The organism is Sphingomonas sorbitolis (assembly GCF_036663875.1).
In the GTDB taxonomy this organism is placed as follows: Bacteria; Pseudomonadota; Alphaproteobacteria; order Sphingomonadales; family Sphingomonadaceae; genus Sphingomonas.
In genome coordinates this window covers 1-23210 of record NZ_JAXOJS010000005.1, presented here as the reverse complement: position 1 = coordinate 23210, position 23210 = coordinate 1, and the positions used below count along the sequence as shown (strand labels likewise).

23 protein-coding genes are annotated in these 23210 nt (G+C 66.3%); 15 read left to right on the top strand and 8 right to left on the bottom strand.

The genetic code is table 11. The annotated features are described in order from the left end of the window. Positions 1-223: 223 nt before the first annotated feature. Both U1763_RS14935 and U1763_RS14930 read right to left on the bottom strand, forming a co-directional pair. Positions 224-697 carry an invasion associated locus B family protein gene (locus U1763_RS14935; protein WP_332755834.1) on the bottom strand — a complete coding sequence of 158 codons (474 nt, stop codon included), beginning with the start codon at positions 695-697 and terminating at the stop codon, positions 224-226. Continuing rightward, positions 694-1377, bottom strand: coding sequence for a histidine phosphatase family protein (locus U1763_RS14930; protein WP_332755833.1), 684 nt, complete (start codon positions 1375-1377; stop codon positions 694-696). Before U1763_RS14930 ends, U1763_RS14935 begins: the two co-directional genes overlap by 4 nt. Positions 1378-1517: 140 nt before the next feature. On the opposite strand from U1763_RS14930, the gene U1763_RS14925 reads away from it, so the two are divergent. The 9 genes from U1763_RS14925 to U1763_RS14885 all read left to right on the top strand — a co-directional run bounded on the left by U1763_RS14925 (position 1518) and on the right by U1763_RS14885 (position 10537). Continuing rightward, entirely contained in the window at positions 1518-2171 is a 654-nt protein-coding gene (locus U1763_RS14925; protein ID WP_332755832.1) for an outer membrane protein, read from the top strand. Positions 2172-2315: 144 nt separating this feature from the next. Next, positions 2316-3434 carry a DNA polymerase III subunit beta gene (dnaN, locus tag U1763_RS14920; protein WP_277983735.1) on the top strand — a complete coding sequence of 373 codons (1119 nt, stop codon included), beginning with the start codon at positions 2316-2318 and terminating at the stop codon, positions 3432-3434. Between the two features lie 54 nt (positions 3435-3488). After that, positions 3489-3746, top strand: coding sequence for a type II toxin-antitoxin system Phd/YefM family antitoxin (locus U1763_RS14915; RefSeq protein WP_332755831.1), 258 nt, complete (start codon positions 3489-3491; stop codon positions 3744-3746). After that, positions 3733-4161 carry a type II toxin-antitoxin system VapC family toxin gene (locus U1763_RS14910; protein WP_332755830.1) on the top strand — a complete coding sequence of 143 codons (429 nt, stop codon included), beginning with the start codon at positions 3733-3735 and terminating at the stop codon, positions 4159-4161. Before U1763_RS14915 ends, U1763_RS14910 begins: the two co-directional genes overlap by 14 nt. Before the next feature lie 52 nt (positions 4162-4213). Next, positions 4214-5014, top strand: a complete 801-nt coding sequence (locus tag U1763_RS14905) for a Coq4 family protein (RefSeq protein WP_332755829.1) — start codon at positions 4214-4216, stop codon at positions 5012-5014. Between the two features lie 45 nt (positions 5015-5059). Further along, positions 5060-6268: a DNA replication/repair protein RecF gene (locus U1763_RS14900; protein ID WP_332755828.1), complete on the top strand. Its 1209-nt coding sequence runs from the start codon at positions 5060-5062 to the stop codon at positions 6266-6268. An 87-nt stretch (positions 6269-6355) separates the two neighbouring features. Beyond that, a complete protein-coding gene (locus U1763_RS14895; protein WP_332755827.1) occupies positions 6356-7168 on the top strand; it encodes an OmpA family protein in 813 nt (270 codons plus the stop codon). A 506-nt stretch (positions 7169-7674) separates the two neighbouring features. Beyond that, the gene (gene gyrB, locus U1763_RS14890; protein ID WP_332755826.1) at positions 7675-10206 is read left to right on the top strand and encodes a DNA topoisomerase (ATP-hydrolyzing) subunit B; all 2532 of its coding nucleotides are present in this window, start codon (positions 7675-7677) and stop codon (positions 10204-10206) included. A gap of 58 nt (positions 10207-10264) precedes the next feature. After that, complete coding sequence (locus U1763_RS14885; RefSeq protein ID WP_132742447.1) at positions 10265-10537, top strand: DUF1488 family protein; 273 nt, start codon at positions 10265-10267, stop codon at positions 10535-10537. On the opposite strand, the gene U1763_RS14880 is transcribed toward U1763_RS14885, so the two are convergent. The 3 genes from U1763_RS14880 to U1763_RS14870 are packed head-to-tail and all read right to left on the bottom strand — an operon-like array spanning position 10515 to position 12206. Next, complete coding sequence (locus tag U1763_RS14880) at positions 10515-11138, bottom strand: DedA family protein (RefSeq protein WP_332755825.1); 624 nt, start codon at positions 11136-11138, stop codon at positions 10515-10517. The genes U1763_RS14885 and U1763_RS14880 overlap by 23 nt on opposite strands. Positions 11139-11180: 42 nt before the next feature. Then, the gene (locus U1763_RS14875) at positions 11181-11681 is read right to left on the bottom strand and encodes a DUF1993 domain-containing protein (RefSeq protein WP_332755824.1); all 501 of its coding nucleotides are present in this window, start codon (positions 11679-11681) and stop codon (positions 11181-11183) included. A 9-nt stretch (positions 11682-11690) separates the two neighbouring features. After that, the gene (locus U1763_RS14870) at positions 11691-12206 is read right to left on the bottom strand and encodes a DNA-deoxyinosine glycosylase (protein WP_332755823.1); all 516 of its coding nucleotides are present in this window, start codon (positions 12204-12206) and stop codon (positions 11691-11693) included. 249 nt (positions 12207-12455) lie between these two features. Here U1763_RS14870 and U1763_RS14865 point away from each other — a divergent pair, with 249 nt between their 5' ends. After that, entirely contained in the window at positions 12456-14489 is a 2034-nt protein-coding gene (locus U1763_RS14865) for a S9 family peptidase (RefSeq protein ID WP_332755822.1), read from the top strand. Positions 14490-14542: 53 nt separating this feature from the next. On the opposite strand, the gene U1763_RS14860 is transcribed toward U1763_RS14865, so the two are convergent. Continuing rightward, complete coding sequence (locus tag U1763_RS14860) at positions 14543-15196, bottom strand: DUF1345 domain-containing protein (protein WP_332755821.1); 654 nt, start codon at positions 15194-15196, stop codon at positions 14543-14545. Between the two features lie 49 nt (positions 15197-15245). Here U1763_RS14860 and hisS point away from each other — a divergent pair, with 49 nt between their 5' ends. The 4 genes from hisS (at position 15246) to U1763_RS14840 (ending at position 20215) form a co-directional block, all read left to right on the top strand. After that, positions 15246-16490 (top strand): histidine--tRNA ligase, encoded by a 1245-nt coding sequence (gene hisS / locus U1763_RS14855; RefSeq protein WP_332755820.1) that lies wholly within the window; start codon positions 15246-15248, stop codon positions 16488-16490. A 133-nt stretch (positions 16491-16623) separates the two neighbouring features. Beyond that, complete coding sequence (prfA, locus tag U1763_RS14850) at positions 16624-17697, top strand: peptide chain release factor 1 (RefSeq protein WP_332755819.1); 1074 nt, start codon at positions 16624-16626, stop codon at positions 17695-17697. 171 nt (positions 17698-17868) lie between these two features. Further along, on the top strand, positions 17869-18681 hold the full coding sequence (prmC, locus tag U1763_RS14845) for a peptide chain release factor N(5)-glutamine methyltransferase (RefSeq protein ID WP_332755818.1): 813 nt from the start codon (positions 17869-17871) through the stop codon (positions 18679-18681). Between the two features lie 256 nt (positions 18682-18937). Beyond that, entirely contained in the window at positions 18938-20215 is a 1278-nt protein-coding gene (locus tag U1763_RS14840; protein WP_332755817.1) for a DUF4167 domain-containing protein, read from the top strand. Positions 20216-20333: 118 nt separating this feature from the next. Here U1763_RS14840 and U1763_RS14835 read toward each other — a convergent pair whose 3' ends face one another. Then, positions 20334-20624 carry a hypothetical protein gene (locus tag U1763_RS14835; RefSeq protein ID WP_243643540.1) on the bottom strand — a complete coding sequence of 97 codons (291 nt, stop codon included), beginning with the start codon at positions 20622-20624 and terminating at the stop codon, positions 20334-20336. 71 nt (positions 20625-20695) lie between these two features. Between U1763_RS14835 and U1763_RS14830 the strand changes: the two genes are divergently transcribed. After that, positions 20696-21124, top strand: coding sequence for a CBS domain-containing protein (locus U1763_RS14830; RefSeq protein ID WP_132742438.1), 429 nt, complete (start codon positions 20696-20698; stop codon positions 21122-21124). Positions 21125-21138: 14 nt separating this feature from the next. Here U1763_RS14830 and U1763_RS14825 read toward each other — a convergent pair whose 3' ends face one another. Beyond that, a complete protein-coding gene (locus tag U1763_RS14825) occupies positions 21139-22692 on the bottom strand; it encodes a lipopolysaccharide biosynthesis protein (protein WP_332755816.1) in 1554 nt (517 codons plus the stop codon). Positions 22693-23210 lie beyond the last annotated feature (518 nt).

Genomic DNA, 23210 nt, shown 5'->3' with positions numbered 1-23210 from the left:
CCCGTAGCCGAATTTTCGTGATTTTTCTACTGGCTGCGGGATGGGGGCGGAGTCGGCGCAGTCAGGCCGAACGTCACCCAAAATAACCACCACCCCGGCGAAGGCCGGGGCCCAATAGGAAAGGTCGTCGCAACGGAGAACTGAGCGTCGTTACACCCGTCCCCCAATTGGGCCCCGGCCTTCGCCGGGGTGGTGGTACTGAGTGAGGGCGAACGCCTACAGTTCACCCCCCGCTACATGCCAGCACAGCCGCATCGATCGCTGTCGCCGCCCCGGACAGCGCATACACATCCGCAAACGGCTGCCCCCCGACGCCGACCGCCTCGACACTCATGCTCCGTCCCGACCGCATCGCCGCCACGATCGCCCGATCGCTCGGCGCATCGCTCGCCCACGCATCCAGCCCGTTCGCCACCAGCGCGAATCGACGCTCGCCAACCGTCAGCGTCACCCCCGCCGACCGATCTCGCTCCCGACTGAGCCGCACATACAAAGACGCGCGCAAACCCCGCTTCGGCCACGTTGCCACGCTCGCAAACCCGGACGAGCGCCCCCCCGCCATCACCGGCCGAGCAATCGCGTAACACCGCGGGGGCGAGGCATCGCGAAACGCCCCCCAGCCCTTGTAGACGCCGATCGTGTCGCGCGCCGATGCCGGGACCGCGGTCGCGAGGATCAGCAGAGCCGCCAATCTCACGCTGGAGCGAATCCCGTACCAAGATGCGGCACTGTCGCGCGTCCGTTCTCTACCAGCGTGACCGACCCCTGCGGCAACCCCTTCGCAATCGGCGCACCGAGCAACGGATCGACCGCCGCACCTGTCATCACGCCCAGCATCACCCGACTCGAGATCCCGTGCATGATCACCAGCCGGTCGCCCGACTCCTCCGCGGTATCTGCCAGCCACCCGCCAACCCGCGCAGCAATCTCCGCATACGTCTCGCCGTCCGGCGCAGGCTTCAGCGTGCCCCCCGGCAGCATCACCGGCCCGACCTCATCGACGACGTCCGCGTAATAGCGGCCGCCCCACGACCCCATGTCGATCTCGACCAACCGGGCATCGGTCCGCGCGTCGTGCCAATCCAGCTCCAGATGCTCGCAGATCACCGCCAGCGTCTGCAAGGCCCGCCCGGTCGGCGACGCCCACAACGCCAGCTTCGGCTTCACCCCCAGCACCCCACGCAAAGCCCGCCCAAGCTCGTCCGCCTGCGCGAACCCAGCCCGAGTCAACGGCGTATGCGCGGCATTCCCCTGCAACCGATGCGCCGCGTTGAACACGGTTTCGCCGTGCCGCGCGACGAAATCGCGTCCCTTGCGAAGGGCCGGACTATCGCTTGATCGGGCGTCCGTTTCACCCTGCCGTTGGCTTGGAATCATGGCCCGCGTTTCAACCCCCTGTGGCGCAAAAGCAACGGATTTCCGCGTTTATCTGGGGTTCATGCAACGCCTCGCCTACTGGTCCATTGGAGCGGTCCGCCCCGCGTAATGGGGTGCCAGTTCAGTAAGGAGTAACCCCAATGCGTACGCTTATCGCCGTCTCGCTGCTCGCCACCACCGCAGTCGCGGCACCCGCCCTCGCGCAGACCAACCCGACCTTCACCGGCCCCCGCGTCGAGGCCACGCTCGGCTACGACCACACCGGCGCCGGCAGCAGCGTGTCCAACAACAACGGGCGCGACGACCAGAAGATCGACGGCCTGCTGTACGGCGGCGGCATCGGCTACGACATCGCGACGTCGGACAACATCGTGCTCGGCGCCGAAGCCGAACTGACCGGCTCGACCGCGAAGAGCGACCGCAACGATTACACCAGCGACTTCGGCTATGGCCGCGTCAAGCAGGGCCGCGACATCTATGTCGGCGCGCGCGCAGGCTACATCGTCGCACCGACGACGATGCTGTACGTCAAGGGCGGCTACACCAACTCGAAGCTGAGCGTGCTCGCCGGCAGCACCAGCCAGACCACCGACACCAACTTCAAGCTCAGCGGCTGGCGCGTCGGTGCGGGCGCCGAGCATGCGATGGGCCCCAACAGCTACGCCAAGCTCGAATATCGCTATTCGAACTATGAGCGCGGCGACATCGACTACGCGACCGGTGGCACCAGCGGGCGTTTCGACGTCGACACGGATCGTCATCAGGTGGTCGCCAGCTACGGCTTCCGTTTCTGATCGGAACGGCGCGCGGGTTTTAACGCGACGTTTACCGTGATCAAAGAAGGGTCGGGGCGCTTGCTCCGACCCTTTGTTGTTGGGTAAGCCATTAGCGGATTGCCCCCAGCCCCGAGTCCGGCTGTGGAGGCCGGGGGAATTTTGATGAAGGCGACGATCGAACGCGCAACGCTCCTCAAGGGGCTGAGCCATGTCCAGTCCGTGGTGGAGCGGCGCAACACCATCCCCATCCTGTCGAACGTGCTGATCGAGGCGACCGCCGAGGGCACGCTCAAGCTAATGGCGACCGATCTTGATCTCCAGATCAACGAATCGATCGCAGCAGCCGTCGACCAGCCCGGCGCGACCACCGTGTCCGCGCACACGCTGTTCGACATCGCGCGCAAGCTGCCGGAAGGCTCGCAGGTCCAGCTCGCCGCGTCGGAAGGCCGGATGAGCATCGTCGCAGGCCGCGCCCGCTTCTCGCTCGGCACGCTGCCGCGCGACGATTTCCCGGTGATCGCCGAGGGCGAACTGCCGACCCAGTTCGAACTGCCCGCCGAGACGCTCAAGCAGATCATCGACAAGACTCGCTTCGCGATCTCGACCGAAGAGACGCGCTATTATCTCAACGGCATCTTCCTCCATGTCGCGGACGGCGACAGCTCGAACCCGGTGCTGAAGGCCGCCGCGACCGACGGCCACCGTCTCGCGCGCGTCACGCTGCCGCGTCCCGAGGGTGCCGAATCGATGCCCGACGTGATCGTGCCGCGCAAATGCATCGGTGAGTTGCGCAAGCTGCTCGACGAGGTCGACGGTTCGGTGGGTGTGTCGCTGTCGCCGACCAAGATCCGCTTCGACCTCGGTCAGGCGATCCTGACGTCGAAGCTGATCGACGGCACGTTCCCGGATTACAGCCGCGTGATCCCGACCGGCAACGACAAGATCCTCAAGATCGACCCGAAGAGCTTCATGGAAGGCGTCGACCGCGTCTCCACGATCGCGACGGAGAAGACGCGGGCGGTGAAGATGGCGCTGGACCGCGACAAGATCACGCTGTCGGTCACCTCGCCCGAGAACGGCACCGCAGCGGAGGAAGTCCCCGGCGAGTACGTCGCGCTCCCGTTCGAGATCGGCTTCAACAGCCGCTACCTGATGGACATTCTCGCGCAGATCGATGGCGACATGGTCGAGGTCCACCTCGCCGACGCCGCCGCCCCGACGCTGATCCGCGAGAACGACAAGTCGCCGGCGCTGTACGTGCTGATGCCGATGCGCGTGTGATTCGGTCTGCCTGTCGCGCCGTGGTATAGCGGCGCGACAGGCAGGAGCGGGATCATGGACTCGATCAATATCGCCGACCTCAAGGACGAGCTGGACACGTTGATCGACCGGCTCGAAGCCGGCGAGGCGGTGCAGATCATGCGTGATGGCCAGTACTTCGCCTGCGTCACGCCCGCGGCGCCGCCTCTGCCGCCCCGCCAGCCCATCGATTTCGACGCGCTGAGGGCGTTGCGCGCGACAACGGTCAATCACGCCGGGGGCGTCAATGGCAGCATGACGGTCGAGGAAATGCGCCGTCATGATCTATTGTGACACGTCGCTGCTTGTCGCCCTCCTGGTCCGAGAAACGCACAGCATCGTCGCGGATTTTTGGATGCGCGAACAATCGGCGGGTGCGCTATTCGCCAGCGCATGGGTCGGCACCGAGCTAGCCGGCGCGCTCGCGCTGAAGCGTCGGCTTGGTGAGCTTGACGACGTCACGCATGCAAAAGTCACACGGGCTGCGGCGGTGCTGCTTACGTCGCTATCGTCGATACCGGTCGAAACTCGCCATTTTGTCGACGCGCAGCGACTCGTCTCATCGCCACCAAAGGGCCTACGATCAGGTGATGCGCTGCATCTGGCGATCGTGGTCGACCGAGCGCTGGGCCTCGCGACGTTAGACAAGCAATTGGCCGGCGCGGCGCGCCACAATGGTGTGGAGGTTGTTGCTCTACTGCCGGCTTGACCGCAAGGATTGGCTCCAATACTAACAGCAATGTCAGTAAGGAGTCGACTCGATGGCGAAGCTTCCTCCGTTTCCCGGTACGACCGGTCGTCGCGATTGGCGCACCGCGTTCGATGCGATCAGGAAACTGCTCGCGAACGGCGACGACACGACCCAGGTGTTCCGGATCATGCGCGCGCTGAACGTCGGCAATGCGCCGATGAATTACGCGCGGCTGATCGCCACCGCGGCGGGCGGGCGCATCGCCTATGACCGGGTCGAACTCGCACAGCGTTTCTCCGACCCCGCGTTCGTCGCGAGCTTCGCGCCGGGCACGGTCGGCGCGGCGTATCGCACTTTCCTCGAGACGACGGGCTATTCCGCGGACGGGCTGGTCGAGGTGTCGCGGCTCGAGCCGTCCGAGGACGATCTGGCACATCCCTATGCGTGGTTCGGCCGGCGGGTGCGCGACACGCACGACATCTGGCACGTGCTGACCGGCTACAAGGCGGACGAAAGCATGGGCGAGGCGGCACTCGTCGCGTTCAGCTACGCGCAGGTCGGCGGGCTCGGCTGGGCGCTGATCGGCTCCGCGGCTGCGCTGAAGAGCATCCGCGTCACGGGCAGCAAGCTGTTCGCGAAGGCGGTCTGGGAAGGCTATCGCAACGGACGCAAAGCGAAGTGGATTTCGGGCGAGGACTATCTGCACCTCCTCCACGAACCGCTCGACGCGGCGCGCGCGCGGCTCGGGATCGTCACGCCGGTCGCCTATCTGCGGGCACAGCGCGAACTCGGCCCCGAACTCGCCTCGTATCTCAGCATGCAGAAGGCGAAGCTCGAACCGGCGATCGTCCCCGAGCGGATCGCCGCCTGAGGCAAAGGCTGACGGCGCGCGAAAATTGCCGCTAAGGGCGGTGCGATGCTGTCGCGCCTGGTCCTTACCGATTTTCGTAATCATGCCGATCTGACGCTCCAGCCGGGGCCGGGGTTCGTGATGTTGACCGGCGAGAATGGCGCAGGGAAGACGAATATCCTCGAAGCTGTGTCGCTGCTCGCACCCGGCCGCGGACTTCGCCGCGCTGCACTGGGCGAGATGGCGCGGCAGGGCGGGGCGGGAGGCTTCGGTGTCGCGGCGACACTTTCTCCCGAGCACGCAACAGAATTCCCCTCCCGCTCGCGGGAGGGGTTAGGGGAGGGCGCGACGTACGTACTGGCGTCCGGTGTCGAGGAGAACGCGCCCCTCCCCCGCCCCCTCCCGCCAGCGGGAGGGGAGTCAGAGCCGGAAGGGGGAATACACGCGCACGCCGAAGTCGACGTCGCAACCGGCACGCTAGCCTCGGCCCCGGAACGCCGCATCGTCCGCATCCAGGGCGCCACCACCACCGCGAACGCGCTCGCCGAGTGGCTCACGATCCTGTGGCTCACCCCGGCGATGGACCGCCTGTTCGTCGCCCCCGCCGGCGAACGCCGCGGCTTCCTCGACCGCCTCACGCTGGCGCTCGCCCCGAGCCACGCGCATCACGCCGCCCGCTATGACGCGGCGATGCGCGCGCGAAACCGCCTGCTCGCCGACGAAGGCCGGCCCGATAGCGACTGGCTCTCCGCGCTCGAGGCGCAAATGGCCGAGCACGGCGCCGCGGTCGATGCCGCGCGGCGCGAGACAGTGACGTTGCTCGGAACACGGCTTGCGGAACAAGGCGACAGCCCATTTCCCCGCGCCGGCCTGACACTCGAAGGCTGGGCCGGCGACACCACGCGCCTGCAATCCGACCTTGCCCAGGGCCGTGCGCGCGATGCCGCTGCCGGGCGCACGCTCAGCGGACCCCACCGCGTCGACCTGATCGTCACCCATCTCGACAAGGCGCGAGCCGCCTCGCTCGCCTCGACCGGCGAACAGAAGGCGCTCCTGCTCGGCATCGTCCTCGCCCACGCCGACCTCGTCGCGGAACGCACCGGCCAGCCCCCCGTCCTGCTCCTCGACGAGGTCGCCGCGCACCTCGATCCAGCACGCCGCGCCGCGCTGTTTAATCGCCTCGCAGGCCGCGGGCAGGTGTGGATGACCGGCACCGAAGACGCGCTGTTCGACGCGATCGGCGCCCAGGCAACGCGGATCGCGGTCGGGCGTTAGGCTGAACGCGCGCTGTCGAGCAGGCTCACCGCGCGTTCAAGCGGGCGCGGGCAAAGCTCGGTCCATCCAAGACACGGAGAGATCATGATGACCCGGAATTTCACGCGCGCAGCCCTTGGCGTCCTGATGGTCGCAGCGACCACCGCCCCCGTTTTCGCGCAAGCGCGAGACGACGGACGTCCCGAGGGGCGTTACGACATGAGCCGCGCCCCCTGGTTGCGCCCCGGCTACCGCCTCGAAGGCGCCGGCGTTCCGGTGCTTTACCCCGAACTGCGCAATACGCGGCGCGGCATCGCATTCGTGATGCCGAACTTCGACGCGAACGGCGATGGCCGGATTAGCCCGCGGGAAGCCGACGACGCCAACCGCGAATTCGCGCGCATTGCAGGCCCCCGCCGCGACCGGTTCGACTGGGAAGCATACGGCCGTGACCCGGGCGGCTATCGCGGCGACCGCGGTGGTACGACGATTGTCGAGACCACCACGACGTGGGATCGCGGCGCGATGCGCAACTACGGCTTCCGCCAGACCCCGCGCGGCGCGACGCTGACGCTGCAGGAGGACGTACTGTTCCGCACGGATAGCGATGTGCTGCGTCCCGGCGCGATCGAGAAGATGCGTCCGCTCGCGCGCTATCTGCGCGGTAACCCCGGCGTGCGCGTGTCGATCGATGGGTTTACGGACTCGCGTGGTACCGACGCGCACAACCAGGACCTGTCTGAGCGGCGCGCGGCGAGCGTCCGCCAGGCGTTCGACGACATGGACGTCGTACGTGCACGGTTCAACGTGGTCGGCCACGGCGAGCGCGATCCGGTCGCCACGAATGCAACGCCCGCCGGCATGCGTCTCAACCGCCGCGTCGAAGTCACCCTTCTCGGCCAGCGCGCCGACCGTTTCTGAGGACCGTCTCCCTCGCCCCTCCGGGGAGAGGGAAGGGGCCCGCGGCCCTTGCCGTGGGAAGGGAGAGGGGAGTGAGGCTCGCGACGCTGATCCCAACTCCCCCTCACCCTCCCGTCGCCTCCGGCTCCTCCCTCCCTCTCCCCAAGGGGAGAGGGACATGCTTGCACCACCCCGGCGAAGGCCGGGGCCCAATTGGGGGACATTGATGACGAAGCGCAGTTCGTCGTTACTGCGACCTTTCCAATTGGACCCCGGCCTTCGCCGGGGCGGTGCTACCTTCGCCTGGGCGGTGCTAGGGCGAGCGCGCTGTCCTACACAGCCAGACGCTGTCACCATCCCCGCATGGCGCTCCCAACCTCCGCGAAACCGGCACGCCCGACATCCGAAGTGCACACCCGCGCCAAAACGCTCCCAGCGTCTGCACTTCCTATACTTCACTCGCCGACGCCCAGCCCCTACAGGCCATTTCGCTTCCGTTTCGGCCCCCGGATGCCTATATACTTGTCATGGCATCCAACCCTGAATCCAATAATCCCAACCTCCCGAACATGGGCGACTACGGCGCCGACTCGATCAAGGTCCTCAAGGGCCTCGACGCGGTGCGCAAGCGCCCCGGCATGTACATCGGCGATACCGACGACGGCTCGGGCCTCCACCACATGGTGTTCGAGGTCAGCGACAACGCGATCGACGAGGCGCTCGCCGGGCATTGCGACCGGATCGACATCGTCCTCAACGCTGACGGCTCGGTCAGCGTCACCGACAATGGCCGCGGCATCCCGACCGGCATCCATACCGAGGAAGGCGTGTCCGCAGCCGAGGTCATCATGACCCAGCTCCACGCCGGCGGTAAGTTCGAGAACACCAACGACGAGAACGCGTACAAGGTCTCGGGCGGCCTGCACGGCGTCGGCGTCTCGGTCGTCAACGCGCTCAGCGAATGGCTCGACCTGACGATCTGGCGCAACGGCGAGGAGCATTACATGCGCTTCGCGTTCGGCGACGCAGTCGCGCCATTGAAGGTCGTCGGACCCGCAACGGAGGGTCAAAAAGGTACTCGCGTCACCTTCTTCCCGTCGCCCGCCACCTTCAAGATCACCGATTTCGACTTCGACAAGCTCGAACATCGCTACCGTGAGCTCGCGTTCCTCAACTCGGGCGTGCGCCTGTTCCTCAGCGACGCGCGGCACGAGGAGATGAAGACCGTCGAGCTCTATTACGAAGGCGGGATCGCCGCGTTCGTGAAGTATCTCGATCGCGCCAAGGTGCCGTTGATGCCCGAGCCCGTCGCGATCAGCGGCACGCGCGACGACGTCACGATGGACGTCGCGCTCCAGTGGAACGACTCGTATTACGAGAACGTCCTCGCCTTCACGAACAACATCCCGCAGCGCGACGGCGGCACGCACATGGCCGCGTTCCGCGCTGCGCTGACTCGCACGCTCAACAACTACGCCGAGAAATCGGGGCTGTTGAAGAAGGAAAAGGTCCAGCTCACCGGCGAGGACATGCGCGAAGGCCTGACCGCGATCGTCTCGGTCAAGCTGCCCGATCCGAAGTTCAGCAGCCAGACCAAGGACAAGCTCGTCTCGTCCGAAGTCCGCCAGCCCTTGGAAAGCCTCATGGCCGACAAGATGGCCGAGTGGCTCGAGGAAAACCCTGCGCACGGGAAAGCGATCGTCGCCAAGATCATCGACGCCGCCGCCGCCCGCGAAGCCGCCAAGCGCGCCCGCGAACTGACGCGCCGCAAGGGCGTGATGGACATCGCCTCGCTCCCCGGCAAGCTCGCCGACTGCCAGGAGCGCGATCCCGCCAAGTCCGAACTCTTCCTGGTCGAGGGTGACTCCGCCGGCGGCTCGGCAAAGCAGGGCCGCGACCGCCATTTCCAGGCGATCCTCCCGCTCCGCGGCAAGATCCTCAACACCGAGCGCGCACGCGAGGACCGCATGCTGTCGAGCCGCGAGATCGGCACGCTCATCACCGCGATGGGCACCGGCATCCGCGACGACTTCAACGCGGACAAGCTGCGCTACCACAAGATCGTCATCATGACCGACGCAGACGTCGACGGCGCGCACATCCGCACGCTGCTGCTGACGCTCTTCTACCGTCACATGCCCAAGATCATCGAGGGCGGCTATCTCTACATCGCCCAGCCGCCGCTCTACAAAGCGACTAAGGGCCGGTCCGAGGTGTACCTCAAGGACGACGCGGCGCTCGACGAATATCTCGTCGATGCAGGCGTCAATACGATGGTGCTCGACGGCCCCGGCGGCGGTCGTTCGGGTCGCGACCTGAAGGATCTGGTCGATCACGCGCGCCGGATGCGGACGCTGATGCGCTACGTTCCCAAGCGCTACGACGCCGGGATGATCGAGGCACTCGCGCTCGGCGGTGTGTTCGATCCGGAGGCGTCGGTCGAGGACCGCACCTCGCGTCTAGAGATCGTTACGCGGCGTCTCGAACTCGACGACGGCGATGCACGCTGGACCGCCGTACTGACCGAAGACGGCGGCATCCATTTCCAACGCGCATGGCGCGGCGTCACCGACCACCACATCATCGAGGCCAGCTTCCTGGTGTCGGCCGAAGCGCGCAAGCTTCACGCGCTGTCGGGCGAGCATGCCGAGAGCTACGCCCACACCTCGAACCTCGTTCCCGCCAGCAAGGCCTCGCAGGTTGAAGAGCCCGAGGCTGAGGAAGGTACCGAGGCCGGTACCGGCGTGATCGGCTCGGTCACCGCGGTTGCCGCACGCGGCTCGACGCAGGTCTCACGCCCGAGCCACCTGCTCGACGCGATCCTCACGGCAGGGCGCAAGGGTCTCGCGATCCAGCGCTACAAGGGGCTTGGCGAGATGAACGCCGAGCAGCTCTGGGAAACCACGCTCGATCCGTCGGTCCGCTCGATGCTCCGCGTCACCGCGCTCAACGCCGAGAGCGCGAACGAGATCTTCACGCAGCTGATGGGCGAAGTCGTCGAACCGCGCCGCGAGTTCATTCAGGACAACGCGCTCAACGTCGCCAACCTCGACGTTTAAGGACGGAACATCGAACGTCCAACCGCGCTTAACGGCCATCTATCTAGGAGCGTAGAACATGGCCGAAGACCGGTTGGACATCGATATGAAGACCCTTGAGGACAATAGCGACCTGCGCCAGGTCGAGTTCGAGGGCGAAGTCAGCGAGGAACGCTATCAGTTCGCGGTGCAATATGATGTGCTCGAAGCGCTGAGCACGGTGGCGCCGGAGGGTGATGCGGTGGCGATCTTCAAACAGCATCTTGACGAGATCGCCGACCTCGGCGTCGTCGCGCTGGCCCGCGATCCCGACCAGGAGATCGTCGTGATCAGCGAGAATGATCTCGACTGACGACGGCGTTTGACGTGGCGGTCGTCGCGCTCGCCTTGCGGACGTGGCGGCCCCGCCAGAAGCGGATCGCGGTGATCACCACTGCCGCGACCGCGACCAGGATCGCCACGCCGACCAGCTTCTGCTTCGGCATGACCTTGTCAACCAGCTCGATCAGCCCGTCGCCGAACACGTAGCCGATCCCGGTAAACAGCATGCCCCAGACCAGCGCCGAGATCGCGTTGAGCACCACGAAGGTGCGCGCGGGGATATGCGAGGTACCGATCGCGATCGGGCTGATCGTGCGCAGGCCGTAGAGGAAGCGGAAGCCGAGGATGAACACCGTCGGATGTCGATCGAGCGTGTCGAGCGCCTTGGCGAAGGCGGGCTTTTCGGCGATCCGGCGGACCCGCTTGGTATCGCGATAACGGCGGCCTGCGAAGAAGAAGAGCTGGTCCGCAAAGAACGATCCGGTCACCGCGGCGGCGGCGCTGCCGACCAGCGATACCAGATGCTGGTGCGCGAGCAGCCCGCCGGTGACGACGCTGGTTTCACCCTCGAACGCTGCGCCGAGGAAGATCGCGGCAAGGCCGTACTGCGAAATGAAGCTTTCGATCGACATTCGCCGCCCTTGCCGGACCGCACGGGGTTTGGCCAGCCGTGCTTATCGGCCCAGATAATGCATCTTGCCGATCGGCACGCCGCGCATCCGTAAAAGCGCGTAGGCCGTTGTAATGTGGAAATAGAAGTTGGGCAGGACGAAGGCGAGCACGTAGCTTTTGCCGGTGAAGTCGATGCTGCCACCCGGCGTGACGAGTGTGACCGGGGCGTCCTCCTTGCCGTCGATCGCTGCGCGGGGAACGGTGTCGAGAAACGCGAGCGTCGCGACGATCCGCTGCTGGAGCGCGGCGAAGTTGGCTTCGTCATCCGCCATGCCGAGATTGGGAATGTCGCCGATCCGCACCATCGCGCCTTTGGCGGTGTCGCTCGCGCGCTGCACCTGCGCGGTCAGCGGCGTCATGTCGGCGGTCAGCCGGGTGTCGAGCATGTCCGCCTCCGCGATGCCGTTGTCACGCGCGAACGTCTCGCCGACGGTCAGGATCGTCGACAGGCTGGCAAAACCGCGGCGGAAGGCGGGGACGGTGAGGTCGTAGAGGCTGGTCATTCGAGAAGGCTAGGCGCGCTCTGCAGGCGGGTCGAGCAGGAACGTCGCCAGTGCGCTCCAGGCGGGGTGCTTGGCCGCAATGCCGACGGTGTGGAGGGGACTGCTCGATGGGAGCGCGACGATCTCGGGGCCAGCGACGTCGCGGCCAAGGAGCTTCATGCCTTGCTTGAGCGCGGTGCCGCCGTTGAACGCGATCGCGCGGAGATGCGGCAGGGTGGCGATCAGCGCGGGGAGGTCGTTGCCTTCGATATCGACGATCGCCGCATCGGTGCTGCCTGCGCGGCGGGCCGAACCGATGACGTCCCACAGCGCGACGCGGGCCTCGCGTAACGCGTCGAGCCGGTCGTCATAGTCCAGCACGGCGAGGTCGCGACCGACGACGGGCGACATCAGCTGCCAGAACTGGTTCTGCGGATGTGCGTAATAGCGCTGCGCCGCAAGCGAGCGATCCCCTGGCAGGCTGCCGAGGACGAGCAGGCGCGCATCGGGCGCGGCGATCGGGGGGAAGGAGTGCTTGAGGGGCATGGGGTGTCTTTAGTGAAGATAGCTTTCCGTTCGACAACCCCCATCCGTCATCCTGACGAAAGTCAGGACTCAGAGCCGCGAAAGTCACCGTTCGTAACCCTGGGTCCTGACTTTCGTCAGGATGACGAGGCGAGGCGCTGCGGATCGCTATCGCATCTGTCCATCTCGTCTTTGATCCCGCAGGCAAATCGATCCGTCACCAAACCCCGGTGATTGCGCCTAATCCCGCAAGCGTCCTATCACACGCGCATGAAGATCATGCTCTCCGCCAGCCTCGCCGTGCTCGCCTTTGCGAGTGCCCCCGCCGCCGCCCGGCAACTCACCATCGACGACGTGACGATGCTCAGCCGCGTCGGCGCGCCGACCGCGTCGCAGGACGGGCATTGGCTCGTCTGGGCGCAGCGCGAGACCGATCTCGCGGCGGACAAGGGGCGCTACGACCTCTGGCGTCTCGATCTGAGCACGCAGGGCGCGACGCCGGTAAAGCTGCTCGCCGATCCGCAGGTCAACGAGAACGACCCGCAGATCGTCGGCAACACGGTGTATTTCACCTCGGACAAGGGCGGCGAAGATGCGGTCTGGTCGGTGCCCGTAACGGGCGGCACACCGCGCAAGCTGACCAGCTTCAAAGGCGGGTTCAGCGGCTTTAAGGTCGCGCCGACCGGCGATAAGCTGCTCGTCTGGGCGGATCGCAAGCCAGGCGCGCCGAGCTTGGAGCCGGCGATGGTGAAGAAGGATCCGAACGCGGGCGCCGGTCGCACCTATGACCAGCTGTTTGTACGGCATTGGGATACGTGGGCGGATGGCACACGATCGCAGCTGTTCGTCTTGCCGCTGACCGCCGCGGGCGCACCCGGCAACGGCGTCGCGATCGTCGGCGCGCTGGTCGGCGATACGCCCTCGAAGCCCAACGGCGGCGGCGAGGAAATCTCGTGGAGCCCCGACGGCCGCACAGTCTATTTCGCGATGCGCGAAGCGGGCCGGATCGAAGCGCTATCGACCAATCTCGACATCTTCTCAGTGCTGGCGGACGGCTCTGCGGCGCCGGTCAACCTGACCGCGGCGAACAAGGCGACCGACAACCTGCCGACGGTATCGCCCGATGGCCGCACGCTCGCGTTTTTCGCGATGCGGCGGCCGGGGTTCGAGGCGGATCGCCAGGTACTGACGCTGCGCGATATTGCCAGCGGCAAGACGGTGTCGCTGACCGAGCGCTGGGACCGCTCGGTCGGTTCGATCGCGTGGGCGCCCGATTCGAAGTCGCTCTACGTGACGGCGGACGACACGCAGGAGACGCCGCTGTTTCGCGTCGATGCGACCACCGGTGCGGTCACGCGGCTGACTCAGGAGGGTCATGTCAGCGCGGTCGCGATTACCCCGCGCGGTCCCGTGGTAGCGATCGACAGCCTCACCGCACCCGCCGATTTCTACCGCGTCGCAGGCGCCGGTGCGCCGCAGCGTCTGACCCAGGTCAACGCGACGAAGCTTGCCGGGATCGACATGCCGACCGTCACGCGGTTCAACTTCAAGGGCGCGAACGCGGACACCGTCTGGGGCTATGCGGTGAAGCCGTACGGTTCCGCGAGGAAAGTGCCGATCGCGTACATGGTCCATGGCGGCCCGCAGGGATCGAGTAACAACAGCTGGTCGTATCGCTGGAACCCCGCGGTGTTCGCCGGCGCAGGCTACGGCCTGGTCGCGGTCGATTTCCATGGGTCGACCGGCTACGGCCAGGGCTTCACCGATGCGATCAGCAACAACTGGGGCGGCTGGCCGCTCGAGGATCTGCAAAAGGGTCTGAAGGCCGCGACCGACAAGTTCGCGTGGCTCGATGCCGACAACGCGTGTGCGCTCGGCGCGTCGTACGGCGGCTACATGATGAACTGGATCGAGGGGCAGTGGCCCGATCGCTTCAAGTGCATCGTCCAGCATGACGGCGTGTTCGACGCGCGCGCGATGGCATATGAAACCGAGGAGCTCTGGTTCGACGAATGGGAGCATGGCGGGAAGGCTTATTACGAGGACCCGCAGGCGTTCGAGAAATGGAACCCGGTCAATTACGTCGCCAAGTGGAAGACGCCGATGCTGGTGATCACCGGCGAGAAGGATTTCCGCATTCCGTACACGCAGGGGCTGGCGACGTTCACCGCGCTCCAGCGGCGCGGGATTCCGTCGCGGCTGCTGGTCAATCCGGGCGAGAACCACTGGGTGCTGAAGCCGAAGAACTCGCGGCAATGGTATGGCGAGGTGCTCGGCTGGATGGATAAGTGGACGGCGAAATAATTTCGCCATGTCGTCATGCCGGAGCCCTTCCGGCATGACGACACGAGCTCACCTCAGCCACCGCTCCCCAGCACGTTGATCGTGAACGCCAGCACGCCGATGTTGAACACGAACGCCGCCATGCACTGGCCGAGCGCGGCTTTGCGCACCCGCCGCGAGGTGATCTGCACGTCGGAGGTCTGGAACGTCATCCCCAGCGTGAACGCGAAATAGGCGAAGTCCCAGTAATCGGGCTCGTCGCAACTCGGGAAATCGAGGCCCTTGGCGTCCTTCCCATCCGGATCGTCGACATAATAAAGATGCGCGTAGTGCAGCGTGTAGATCATGTTCGAGAACAGCCACGCGAGCGCCAGCGTCGCGATCGTCAGCGCGATCCCGACCGCGTCGTTCTTGCCCTGCAATTCCTTGGCGACCGCGACCAGGATGACGAGCATGATCATACCGCTGAACCCGAGCAGCACCGCGCGATTGGCGTCGTTCTCTTCCGCCGCGCGGCGCATCCGTGCCGCGGTGGCGTTGCGGAATAGCGTCGAAACCGCGATCAGGAACACGACCGCAGCGACGTCGAACGCCGCCATCGTCCCCCGGCCCAACCCGATACGTGGGATCAGCGCGGCGAGCCCGATCGCGAAGACCAGCACGAACAGGATGAAGCGCGGCGGGGCAACGCGTTGGCCTAGGCCCCAATATCTGGCTTTGCTGGTCATGCCACAGCGCTAGCGCTTCGCGGGCACGTCGCCTAGATACGCGCGCATCATGGCCAAGACAGAAACCCCGCGCCGCATCCGTGGCACCCAGGACATTTTCGGCGACGAGCAGCGCCGGTTCGCGCACGTCCTCGCCACGTTCGAGCGCGTGCGGGCGCTGTATTGCTTCCAGCGCGTCGATATTCCAGTGTTCGAGTCGACGGCGGTGTTCGCGCGCTCGCTCGGCGAGACGACCGACGTCGTGTCGAAGGAGATGTACACGTTCGAGGATCGCGGCGGGGATTCGCTGACGCTCCGCCCCGAGTTCACCGCAGGCATCGCGCGCGCCTACCTTACCGAGGGCTGGCAGCAGTTCGCGCCGCTGAAGCTCACCACCAGCGGGCCGGTGTTCCGCTACGAGCGCCCGCAAAAGGGGCGCTTCCGCCAGTTCCACCAGATCGACGCCGAGGTGATAGGGGCGGCCGAACCGGCAGCCGACGTCGAACTGCTCGTGCTCGCGGATCAGTTGCTGCGTGAACTCGGCATTTCCGAGGGCGTGACGTTGCAGCTCAACACGCTGGGCGACGCGGCGACGCGCGACGCATGGCGCGAGGCGCTGGTGGCGCATTTCGAGGCGCATCGCGGCGAACTGTCCGAGGACAGCCTGACCCGGCTCGAGAAGAACCCGATGCGAATCCTCGACTCGAAGGACCCACGCGACCGCCCGATCGCCGACAGCGCGCCGGATATCGACGCATATCTGACGCCCGAGGCACGCGCGTTCTTCGAGGCGGTGACAGCCGGGCTCGACGCGGCGGGTGTCGCGTGGGAGCGCAACGCGCGCCTCGTCCGCGGCCTCGATTATTATCGCCACACCGCGTTCGAGTTCGTGACCGACCGGTTGGGCTCGCAGGGAACTGTGCTCGCGGGCGGCCGGTACGACGGGTTGATCGGCTCGCTCGGCGGGCCGGAGACGGCGGGCGTGGGTTGGGCTGCTGGTGTCGAGCGGCTGGCTATGCTGTTGGAGGAGCCGGCGGCGGCAACGATCGATGCGGTCGTTGTGCCGATGGGTGCCGAAGCCGAAACCCGCGCGACCGGTATCGTTGCCGATCTGCGGCGTGCAGGCGTGGCGGTCGAGATGGCGTATAAGGGTAAGATGAAGGCGCGGATGGCGAAGGCGGATGCGCTCGGTGCACGGTTTGCGATCATTATCGGCGACGACGAACTCGCCAAGGGTGTTGCTGCGGTGAAGACCCTTGGCGCGGGCACGCAAGCCGAAGTCGCGTTCGCAAATCTGGCGGAGGCGCTGCGTTGAACGTCGCGCCGTCTGCCGGCTCCCTCCACACCCGTCATCCCAGCGAAAGCTGGGATATCCCGGTGGGCGGACGCAGCACCCGCCCCAGTGAGATCCCAGCTTTCGCTGGGATGACGGATAAGGGGGCGGGAGAATGACCCAGATCTCCCCCGACCGCATCCGCGCGATCGAGGCGCGGCGTGACGAGCTGCAGGCGCTGATGTCGACCGGTGACCTCTCCTCGGACCGCTTCGTCGCGGTGTCGAAGGAATATGCCGAGCTCGAACCCGTCGCGCAGGCCGCCACCGAGGTGCGCCGGTTGCGCCAGGAGGCCGAAAGCCTCGCGTTCATGGCCGAGGATGCCGACGACGAACTGCGCGCGATGGCGTCGGACGAGCTGCACGAGAACCGCACGTTGCTCGAGACCGCGGACCGCAAACTCGCGCTCGCGCTGTTGCCGCGCGACTCCGCCGACGAGCGCTCGGCGATGCTCGAAGTCCGCGCCGGCACCGGTGGCGACGAGGCGGCGCTGTTCGCGGGCGACCTGTTCCGGATGTACCAGCGCTATGCCGAATCGCAGGGCTGGCGGGTCGAGATGATCTCCGGATCGTCGTCGGACGCGGGCGGGTTCAAGGAAGTCGTCGCCAGCGTCACCGGGCAGGGCGTCTTCGCGAAACTCAAGTTCGAAAGCGGCGTCCACCGCGTCCAGCGCGTTCCGACGACCGAGGCCGGCGGCCGGATCCACACCTCGGCGGCGACCGTCGCGGTGCTGCCCGAAGCGGAGGAGGTCGACGTCAAGATCGACGACAAAGACCTGCGGATCGACGTCTATCGCTCGTCGGGCCCCGGCGGTCAGTCGGTCAACACCACCGACAGCGCGGTGCGGATCGTCCACATCCCGACCGGGCTGACGGTGATCCAGCAGGACGAGAAGTCGCAGCACAAGAACAAGGCCAAGGCTTTGCGCGTGCTGCGGACACGCCTCTACGAGGCCGAGCGCGACCGGTTGCATGCCGAGCGGGCAGGCGCGCGGAAATCGATGGTCGGCTCGGGCGATCGTTCGGAGCGAATCCGGACGTATAATTTTCCGCAGGGCCGCGTGACCGATCACCGCATCAACCTGACGCTGCACCGCCTACCGGAGATCGTCGCGGGCGAAATGGACGAACTGATCGGCGCGCTGGTCGCGCAGGACGAAGCGGACCGCCTGGCGCAGCTAGATGGCTGAGCGTCCCTACTTCCCCCCCTCCCGCAAGCGGGAGGGGGCCGGGGGGTGGGCTCGCGACTGGTTCCAAACGTGCGTTGCGTTCGGGTCTTTCGATCCATCGCAGCCGGTTCGTACGCGGTGAGCGCGTGCCCACCCCCCAACCCCCTCCCGCAAGCGGGCGGGGGGGTAAGTTTGGCCATCACCTCTGCCGCTGCGCGGTTCGCGTTCTCCGCCACCCCACGCCTCGACGCAGAACTCCTGATGGCGCACGCGCTCGGCGTCGAGCGCAACGCGATCCTCCTCGACCCGACGCGCTACACCGTCCCCGACACCTTCCCCGCGCTAGTCGAACGCCGGCTCAACCACGAGCCGATCGCCTACATCACCGGCACCCGCGGCTTCTGGTCGATCGACCTCGCCGTCGGCCCCGGCGCACTCGTCCCCCGCGCCGACAGCGAAACCCTCCTGATCGCCGCCCAAGCGCACTTCGCCGGGCGCCCCCCCGCAACGATACTCGACCTCGGCACCGGCCCCGGCACGCTACTCCTCGCCGCGCTCGACGAATGGCCGGCGCAAGGCCTCGGCGTAGACTATTCCCCCCAAGCGCTCGCCTACGCCCGCGCCAACGCCGCAACCCTCGGCATGGCCGACCGCACCCACTTCATCCGCGGCAGCTGGGCCAGCGCGATCGTCGGCCAGTTCGACCTGATCCTCGCCAACCCGCCCTACATCGCCACCGACGAACGCCTCCCAGCCGAAGTCCATAACCACGAACCCCACGCCGCGCTCTTCGCCGGCGCAGACGGGCTAGACGACTACCGGATCCTCGCCGAACAACTCCCCGCCTTGATCGCCCCCGGCGGCGCGGCGGTGATCGAGATCGGTTCGACGCAGGCCGCCCCCGTCACCGCGCTGCTCGAAGCGCAGGGCCTGCACGTCGCGCTCCACCACGACTATGGCGGCAACGCGCGTGCGTTAGTCGCAACCTACGCCCCCGCGACTTGAACAATATGGCGCTAAACCTCACATTTCGCTTGTAGTAGGTCCCTTGCGGCCGCTATCACGCGGGCAGGGGCACGCACTCTCGACGATTGGTCGGTTTAGAGCGATGACCCGCATCCTTCGCTTTGAGGTCGCTGCAGTCCGGCGGCCCTGGCAAGTTCGACGCACCGATCTCGTCTAGATCGTCGGTGCGCGACGGGGGTTTGCACCGCATTTCGGAGCACGACCAGATTTTGGTTCGACGACTGAGGACACAAGCTTGATCAACAACCGGCAAGCCGGCCGCCGTCGCGGTCGTGGCAACAATAATAATGGCGGCGGCGGTAGTGGTGGCGGTCAACGCCAGGGTGGCGGCGGTGGCCAGGGTGGTCGCGATACCGGCAACCGCATCGACAGCCGCGCGCGCGGCAACGCGAGCCAGCTGTACGAGAAGTACAAGAACCTCGCGCGCGACGCGCAGCAGCAGGGCGACCGCGTCAACATCGAATATTACCTCCAGTTCGCGGACCATTATTTCCGCGTCCTGAGCGAAACCCGCGCCCGCTTCGAAGAGAGCCAGCCGCAGGCGCAGCAGCAGCCGCGCCGCCAGCAGCCGTTCGATCTCGACGGCGACGACGATTATGGCGACGAGGGCGAACCGATCCGCTCCGGCGAGCAGCAGGGGCAGGCTTCGGCTGAGCAGCAGAATGGCGGCCAGAACGGCCAGTACCAGAACGCGCCCCGCCAGAATCGCGACACGCAGACCCGCGAAGATCGTCCGCAGCGCGACGACCGGCCCCAGCGCGAAGAGCGCCCGCGGTACGAGAACGCCCGTTATGAGGGCCAGCGTAACGAAGGTCAGCGTAACGAAGGTCAGCGTAACGAGGGTCAGCGTAACGAGGGTCAGCGTAACGAGGGCCAGTCGCGCAACGAAGGTCAGCGCGAAGACCGCGTTCGTGGCGAAGGCCAGCGCAACCAGCGCAACGCTCCCCGCGATACGCAGCAGCGCGACGAGCGTAGCGGCGAAGAGCAGGGTCAGGCGCGCGAGGCCCAGGCCCGTGAGAACCAGGCCCGTGAGAACCAATCGCGCGAGACCCAGCCCCGCGACGAGCAGGTCCGCGAGCCCCGCTCGGACTACCGCGATGCGCCGCAGCGTGAGACGATCCGTCGCACGCCGCGCACCAGCGTCCAGGTCGCCAACGCCAACCAGGATTCGGAAGCCGACGCGGTCCGTTCGGTAACCGAAGCCTCGGAGCAGGTTGCCCAGCCGATCGAAGCCGTCGAGACGACGACGCCTGTCGCCGCGGCCACCGAGGAGCAGCCCCGCCGTCGCGGTCGTCCGCGCCGCGATCGCAGCCTCGACGCACCCGTTGCGACCGAAGATGCAGCACCGACCGCATTCGATGCGGACCGCCTGCCGCCATCGCTCGGCATCTCGGCCATAACGCCCGCGCCGGCGCCAACGCCGGCGGCCGAAGCGACCGTTACCGATGCGGCGCCGGAAGAAAAGCCCCGCCGTCGCCGCGTTCGTGCGGTACCGGATGAGGTCGCAGGCTGAAGCCGTCATCCCGGACTGGTCCGGGGTATAGCTGAGACCTGATAAGGCCGGTGCCGCGTCACGCGACACCGGCCTTTGTCATGTTCGACGTCTGATCGACGTCATGATCGGCGTCCGCTCAATCGATCCGCGCGACATCCTCGTCATGCCCGCTTCCCGAACTCAGGAACGCGAGCCCCATCAGCAGCCCGGCCATCATCACCGATCCGCCGACCCCGCCGATCACCGCGAGCATCGTCACCAGATGCAGCGGCCCCTGCAGGTGCGCCATCGCCGCAATCACCGCCGCGACGCAGATCGCCGCCGCCAGCACCATCCACGCCATGATCGCGCGAAACCGCGCCCATGCGAACGCCGCATAATGCGGGTCGTCCAACCCGGCCGGTGGTTCAGGCAGTCGATCGGTCATCGCTTCACATTGCCGCGCAAACATGGTTTCCTCAAGTCAGGCGCACCAGGCGCATATGAGGAGAGGCGAAGATGACGATCGCGGCGATCCTGAAGGACCGAAAGGGCGGCATAGAGTCGCTACACCCGGACTCGACTGTGGCGGAGGCGGTGGCGCTGCTCGCAGAGAAGCGGATCGGCGCGGCACCGGTGCTCGATGGCGACCGGGTGGTCGGCATATTCTCCGAACGCGATGTCATCCACTGCCTGCAATCGGACGGGGCCGCGGCGCTGGACCGGCGGATCGCCGATGTGATGACTACCGCGGTGAAGTCGGTCGGGCCGAACGAGTCCGCGATCGGCGCGCTGTCGCTGATGACTCAGCGCCGCATCCGCCATCTGCCGGTGATCGACGGCGACACGCTGGTCGGCTTCGTCTCGATCGGCGACTTGGTCAAATACCGCATCGACCGGATCGAAGCCGATGCCGCAGCGATGCGCGAATACATTCAGTCCGCCTAGATCAGGGGGCTAAACTAGGCGGCGACAGGTTGCTTTCGCACCACGGCGATCAGTTCGCGCACCGTCGCCCGCGCAAAGATCAGCATCGACGCCGCATAGACCGCTGCGCCGATAGCTACGAGAACCACCAGCCGCCAATGCGCGTCGAGCGGCGGCAGGCCGCGATCCACCAGGCCGACGATCAGCGCCATCGCGATCGCCGCCAGCGCCGGTGATGCGACCGCCCGCGCCACGTCTCGCGCGCGCACCCCGATTACCGGCAGCGTCCGCCATGCGCTGATCGCCAGGTAGAGCGGATACGCGGTGATCCACGCGATGCCCATGCCGGTAGGGCCCCATTGCACGCCGACCAGAAACGCCGTGGTCAGGATCATTGCACCGACCGCGCCGTTCTGGACGCCGATTCCCGGACGGCCGCGCGCGTCCGATGCTGGCGTGAACAACACCTGCAACGTCATGAACGGCATCGCCAGCGCGAGCAGGTGGACGATGGGCGCCGTCTCGCGCCATTTGTCGCCCAGCACAGTCAGCACCAGCGGCTCGGCGGTGGCGGCCAGCCCCATGTAGAATGGCATCGCGACGATCATCACCATCCGCACCCCCTTCACGAACGCGCGCCCGATCGCGGCGGGATCGGCTTGCATCCGCGCATAGGCGGAGAAGGCGACCTCGTTCAGCGGCGGCACGAATTTCGAGACGAAGATCTGCGTGAGGAACAGGCTGGTCGTATAGATGCCGAGCATGTGCGGCGAAAAGCTGCGCCCGGCGATGAACACGTCGGTCTGGCTCTGCAGGAACCAGAACAGCTGCCCCGCGGCCATCACCCCGCCATAACGCGCGATCGTCCCGGCGCCGCGAAAGTCAAAGCTCGGCCAGACCAGCGACCGCGCGCTCCACGTCATCATCGCGCCGCGCACGCTAAACAGCACGATCGGCGCCAGCACCAAAGTCCATACCCCGAGACCATAGAGCGCACCGCCGAGCGCCGCACTGGCCGAGGCGATCGACGCGGTGATGTTAGCCTTGGCCTGGTGACGGAAATCCATCGCCCGCGAGAGCAGCGCATACGGGAGCGCGATGAAGGGGGTCGTCAGATAGAGCAGCGCTTGGACGCGGAGCATGTCGCCGACGATCGGCTGGCGATAATAGGCGGAGGCGAGTGGTGCGAGTGAGAGCTGCGCGACGGCAAGCCCGACGTTCAAAACGATCAGCATCCCGAACAGCTGCCGGACTTCGCGCTCGCTGATCTCCTTTTGCTGGATCAGCCCGCTCGCCAAGCCATAGCCGTTGAGCATCGCCATGAAGGTGAGAACCACCTGACACATCGCGAACAGGCCGTAATCGGCAGGCGCCAAGATGCGGATAACTAGGAAGGTCGCGCACCACTGAACCATCTGCGCGACGATTTGGCTGCCCGATCGCCATATGAGCGCGCTGCGGACCTGCCCGGCGAGCGAGGTCGGTCCGGAGAGCGCGCCCGGCGCGTCCGAGGACCCAGGCGCCGACAGGGTCTCGGGCACGTTCGCCGGCGGGGGGGCAGGGATCGCGGTATCCATCGTATCGGGCATGTAGCGATATGGGCCTTCACAAGCGCTTAAGGCGAGGCCCTAAAGACGGATGGTGCGTGCCACAGGACGCGGGGGCGTCCTTTGGCGATCTCCGGCGGCGGAATGAAGTGCAGTTACAAGCGCTTCGTCAGCACCGGCCGGGGGGTGTGGGGCGTCATAAACGCGCCAACTCAAGAAAATTGCCACAAATGTGAAAGATTGTGTTTGACGCGAATCGGAACCCCGCTTAGAGGGGTGTCACCGCAGCGAACGACCACACGGTCTGGACGCCGCGGTCGCAAAAAACCAGATGCTGCAAGCTTTCTCGGAAGGGAGGGTTATGCGAGTGTCGGTATTTTTGTCGGCTCTTTGACATTGTAGGTTAAGATGAAGGGACATGTGGGCGGCGGCTTGCGGTTTCCGGGGTCCTCAAGGCTCCGGAGTATCGTTTAAAGCTAAGTCGTTCTCATATGTCCTTCACATATTCCATATGTAATGGACACTCTGTCTGGCTTTGGTCGGGTAGGGTGTCTGAATGA

What these genes read in the sequence shown, in the direction of transcription:
- U1763_RS14870 (WP_332755823.1), bottom strand. Translation starts at nt 12,206, where the DNA reads ATGCCCCTCAAGCACTCCTTCCCCCCGATCGCCGCGCCCGATGCGCGC.
- U1763_RS14910 (WP_332755830.1), top strand. Translation starts at nt 3,733, where the DNA reads ATGATCTATTGTGACACGTCGCTGCTTGTCGCCCTCCTGGTCCGAGAA.
- U1763_RS14930 (WP_332755833.1), bottom strand. Translation starts at nt 1,377, where the DNA reads ATGATTCCAAGCCAACGGCAGGGTGAAACGGACGCCCGATCAAGCGAT.
- U1763_RS14830 (WP_132742438.1), top strand. Translation starts at nt 20,696, where the DNA reads ATGACGATCGCGGCGATCCTGAAGGACCGAAAGGGCGGCATAGAGTCG.
- U1763_RS14915 (WP_332755831.1), top strand. Translation starts at nt 3,489, where the DNA reads ATGGACTCGATCAATATCGCCGACCTCAAGGACGAGCTGGACACGTTG.
- U1763_RS14865 (WP_332755822.1), top strand. Translation starts at nt 12,456, where the DNA reads ATGAAGATCATGCTCTCCGCCAGCCTCGCCGTGCTCGCCTTTGCGAGT.
- U1763_RS14825 (WP_332755816.1), bottom strand. Translation starts at nt 22,692, where the DNA reads ATGCCCGATACGATGGATACCGCGATCCCTGCCCCCCCGCCGGCGAAC.
- U1763_RS14895 (WP_332755827.1), top strand. Translation starts at nt 6,356, where the DNA reads ATGACCCGGAATTTCACGCGCGCAGCCCTTGGCGTCCTGATGGTCGCA.
- U1763_RS14925 (WP_332755832.1), top strand. Translation starts at nt 1,518, where the DNA reads ATGCGTACGCTTATCGCCGTCTCGCTGCTCGCCACCACCGCAGTCGCG.
- U1763_RS14875 (WP_332755824.1), bottom strand. Translation starts at nt 11,681, where the DNA reads ATGACCAGCCTCTACGACCTCACCGTCCCCGCCTTCCGCCGCGGTTTT.
- U1763_RS14900 (WP_332755828.1), top strand. Translation starts at nt 5,060, where the DNA reads ATGCTGTCGCGCCTGGTCCTTACCGATTTTCGTAATCATGCCGATCTG.
- gyrB (WP_332755826.1), top strand. Translation starts at nt 7,675, where the DNA reads ATGGCATCCAACCCTGAATCCAATAATCCCAACCTCCCGAACATGGGC.
- U1763_RS14885 (WP_132742447.1), top strand. Translation starts at nt 10,265, where the DNA reads ATGGCCGAAGACCGGTTGGACATCGATATGAAGACCCTTGAGGACAAT.
- prfA (WP_332755819.1), top strand. Translation starts at nt 16,624, where the DNA reads ATGACCCAGATCTCCCCCGACCGCATCCGCGCGATCGAGGCGCGGCGT.
- dnaN (WP_277983735.1), top strand. Translation starts at nt 2,316, where the DNA reads ATGAAGGCGACGATCGAACGCGCAACGCTCCTCAAGGGGCTGAGCCAT.
- U1763_RS14835 (WP_243643540.1), bottom strand. Translation starts at nt 20,624, where the DNA reads ATGACCGATCGACTGCCTGAACCACCGGCCGGGTTGGACGACCCGCAT.
- U1763_RS14880 (WP_332755825.1), bottom strand. Translation starts at nt 11,138, where the DNA reads ATGTCGATCGAAAGCTTCATTTCGCAGTACGGCCTTGCCGCGATCTTC.
- U1763_RS14905 (WP_332755829.1), top strand. Translation starts at nt 4,214, where the DNA reads ATGGCGAAGCTTCCTCCGTTTCCCGGTACGACCGGTCGTCGCGATTGG.
- U1763_RS14860 (WP_332755821.1), bottom strand. Translation starts at nt 15,196, where the DNA reads ATGACCAGCAAAGCCAGATATTGGGGCCTAGGCCAACGCGTTGCCCCG.
- hisS (WP_332755820.1), top strand. Translation starts at nt 15,246, where the DNA reads ATGGCCAAGACAGAAACCCCGCGCCGCATCCGTGGCACCCAGGACATT.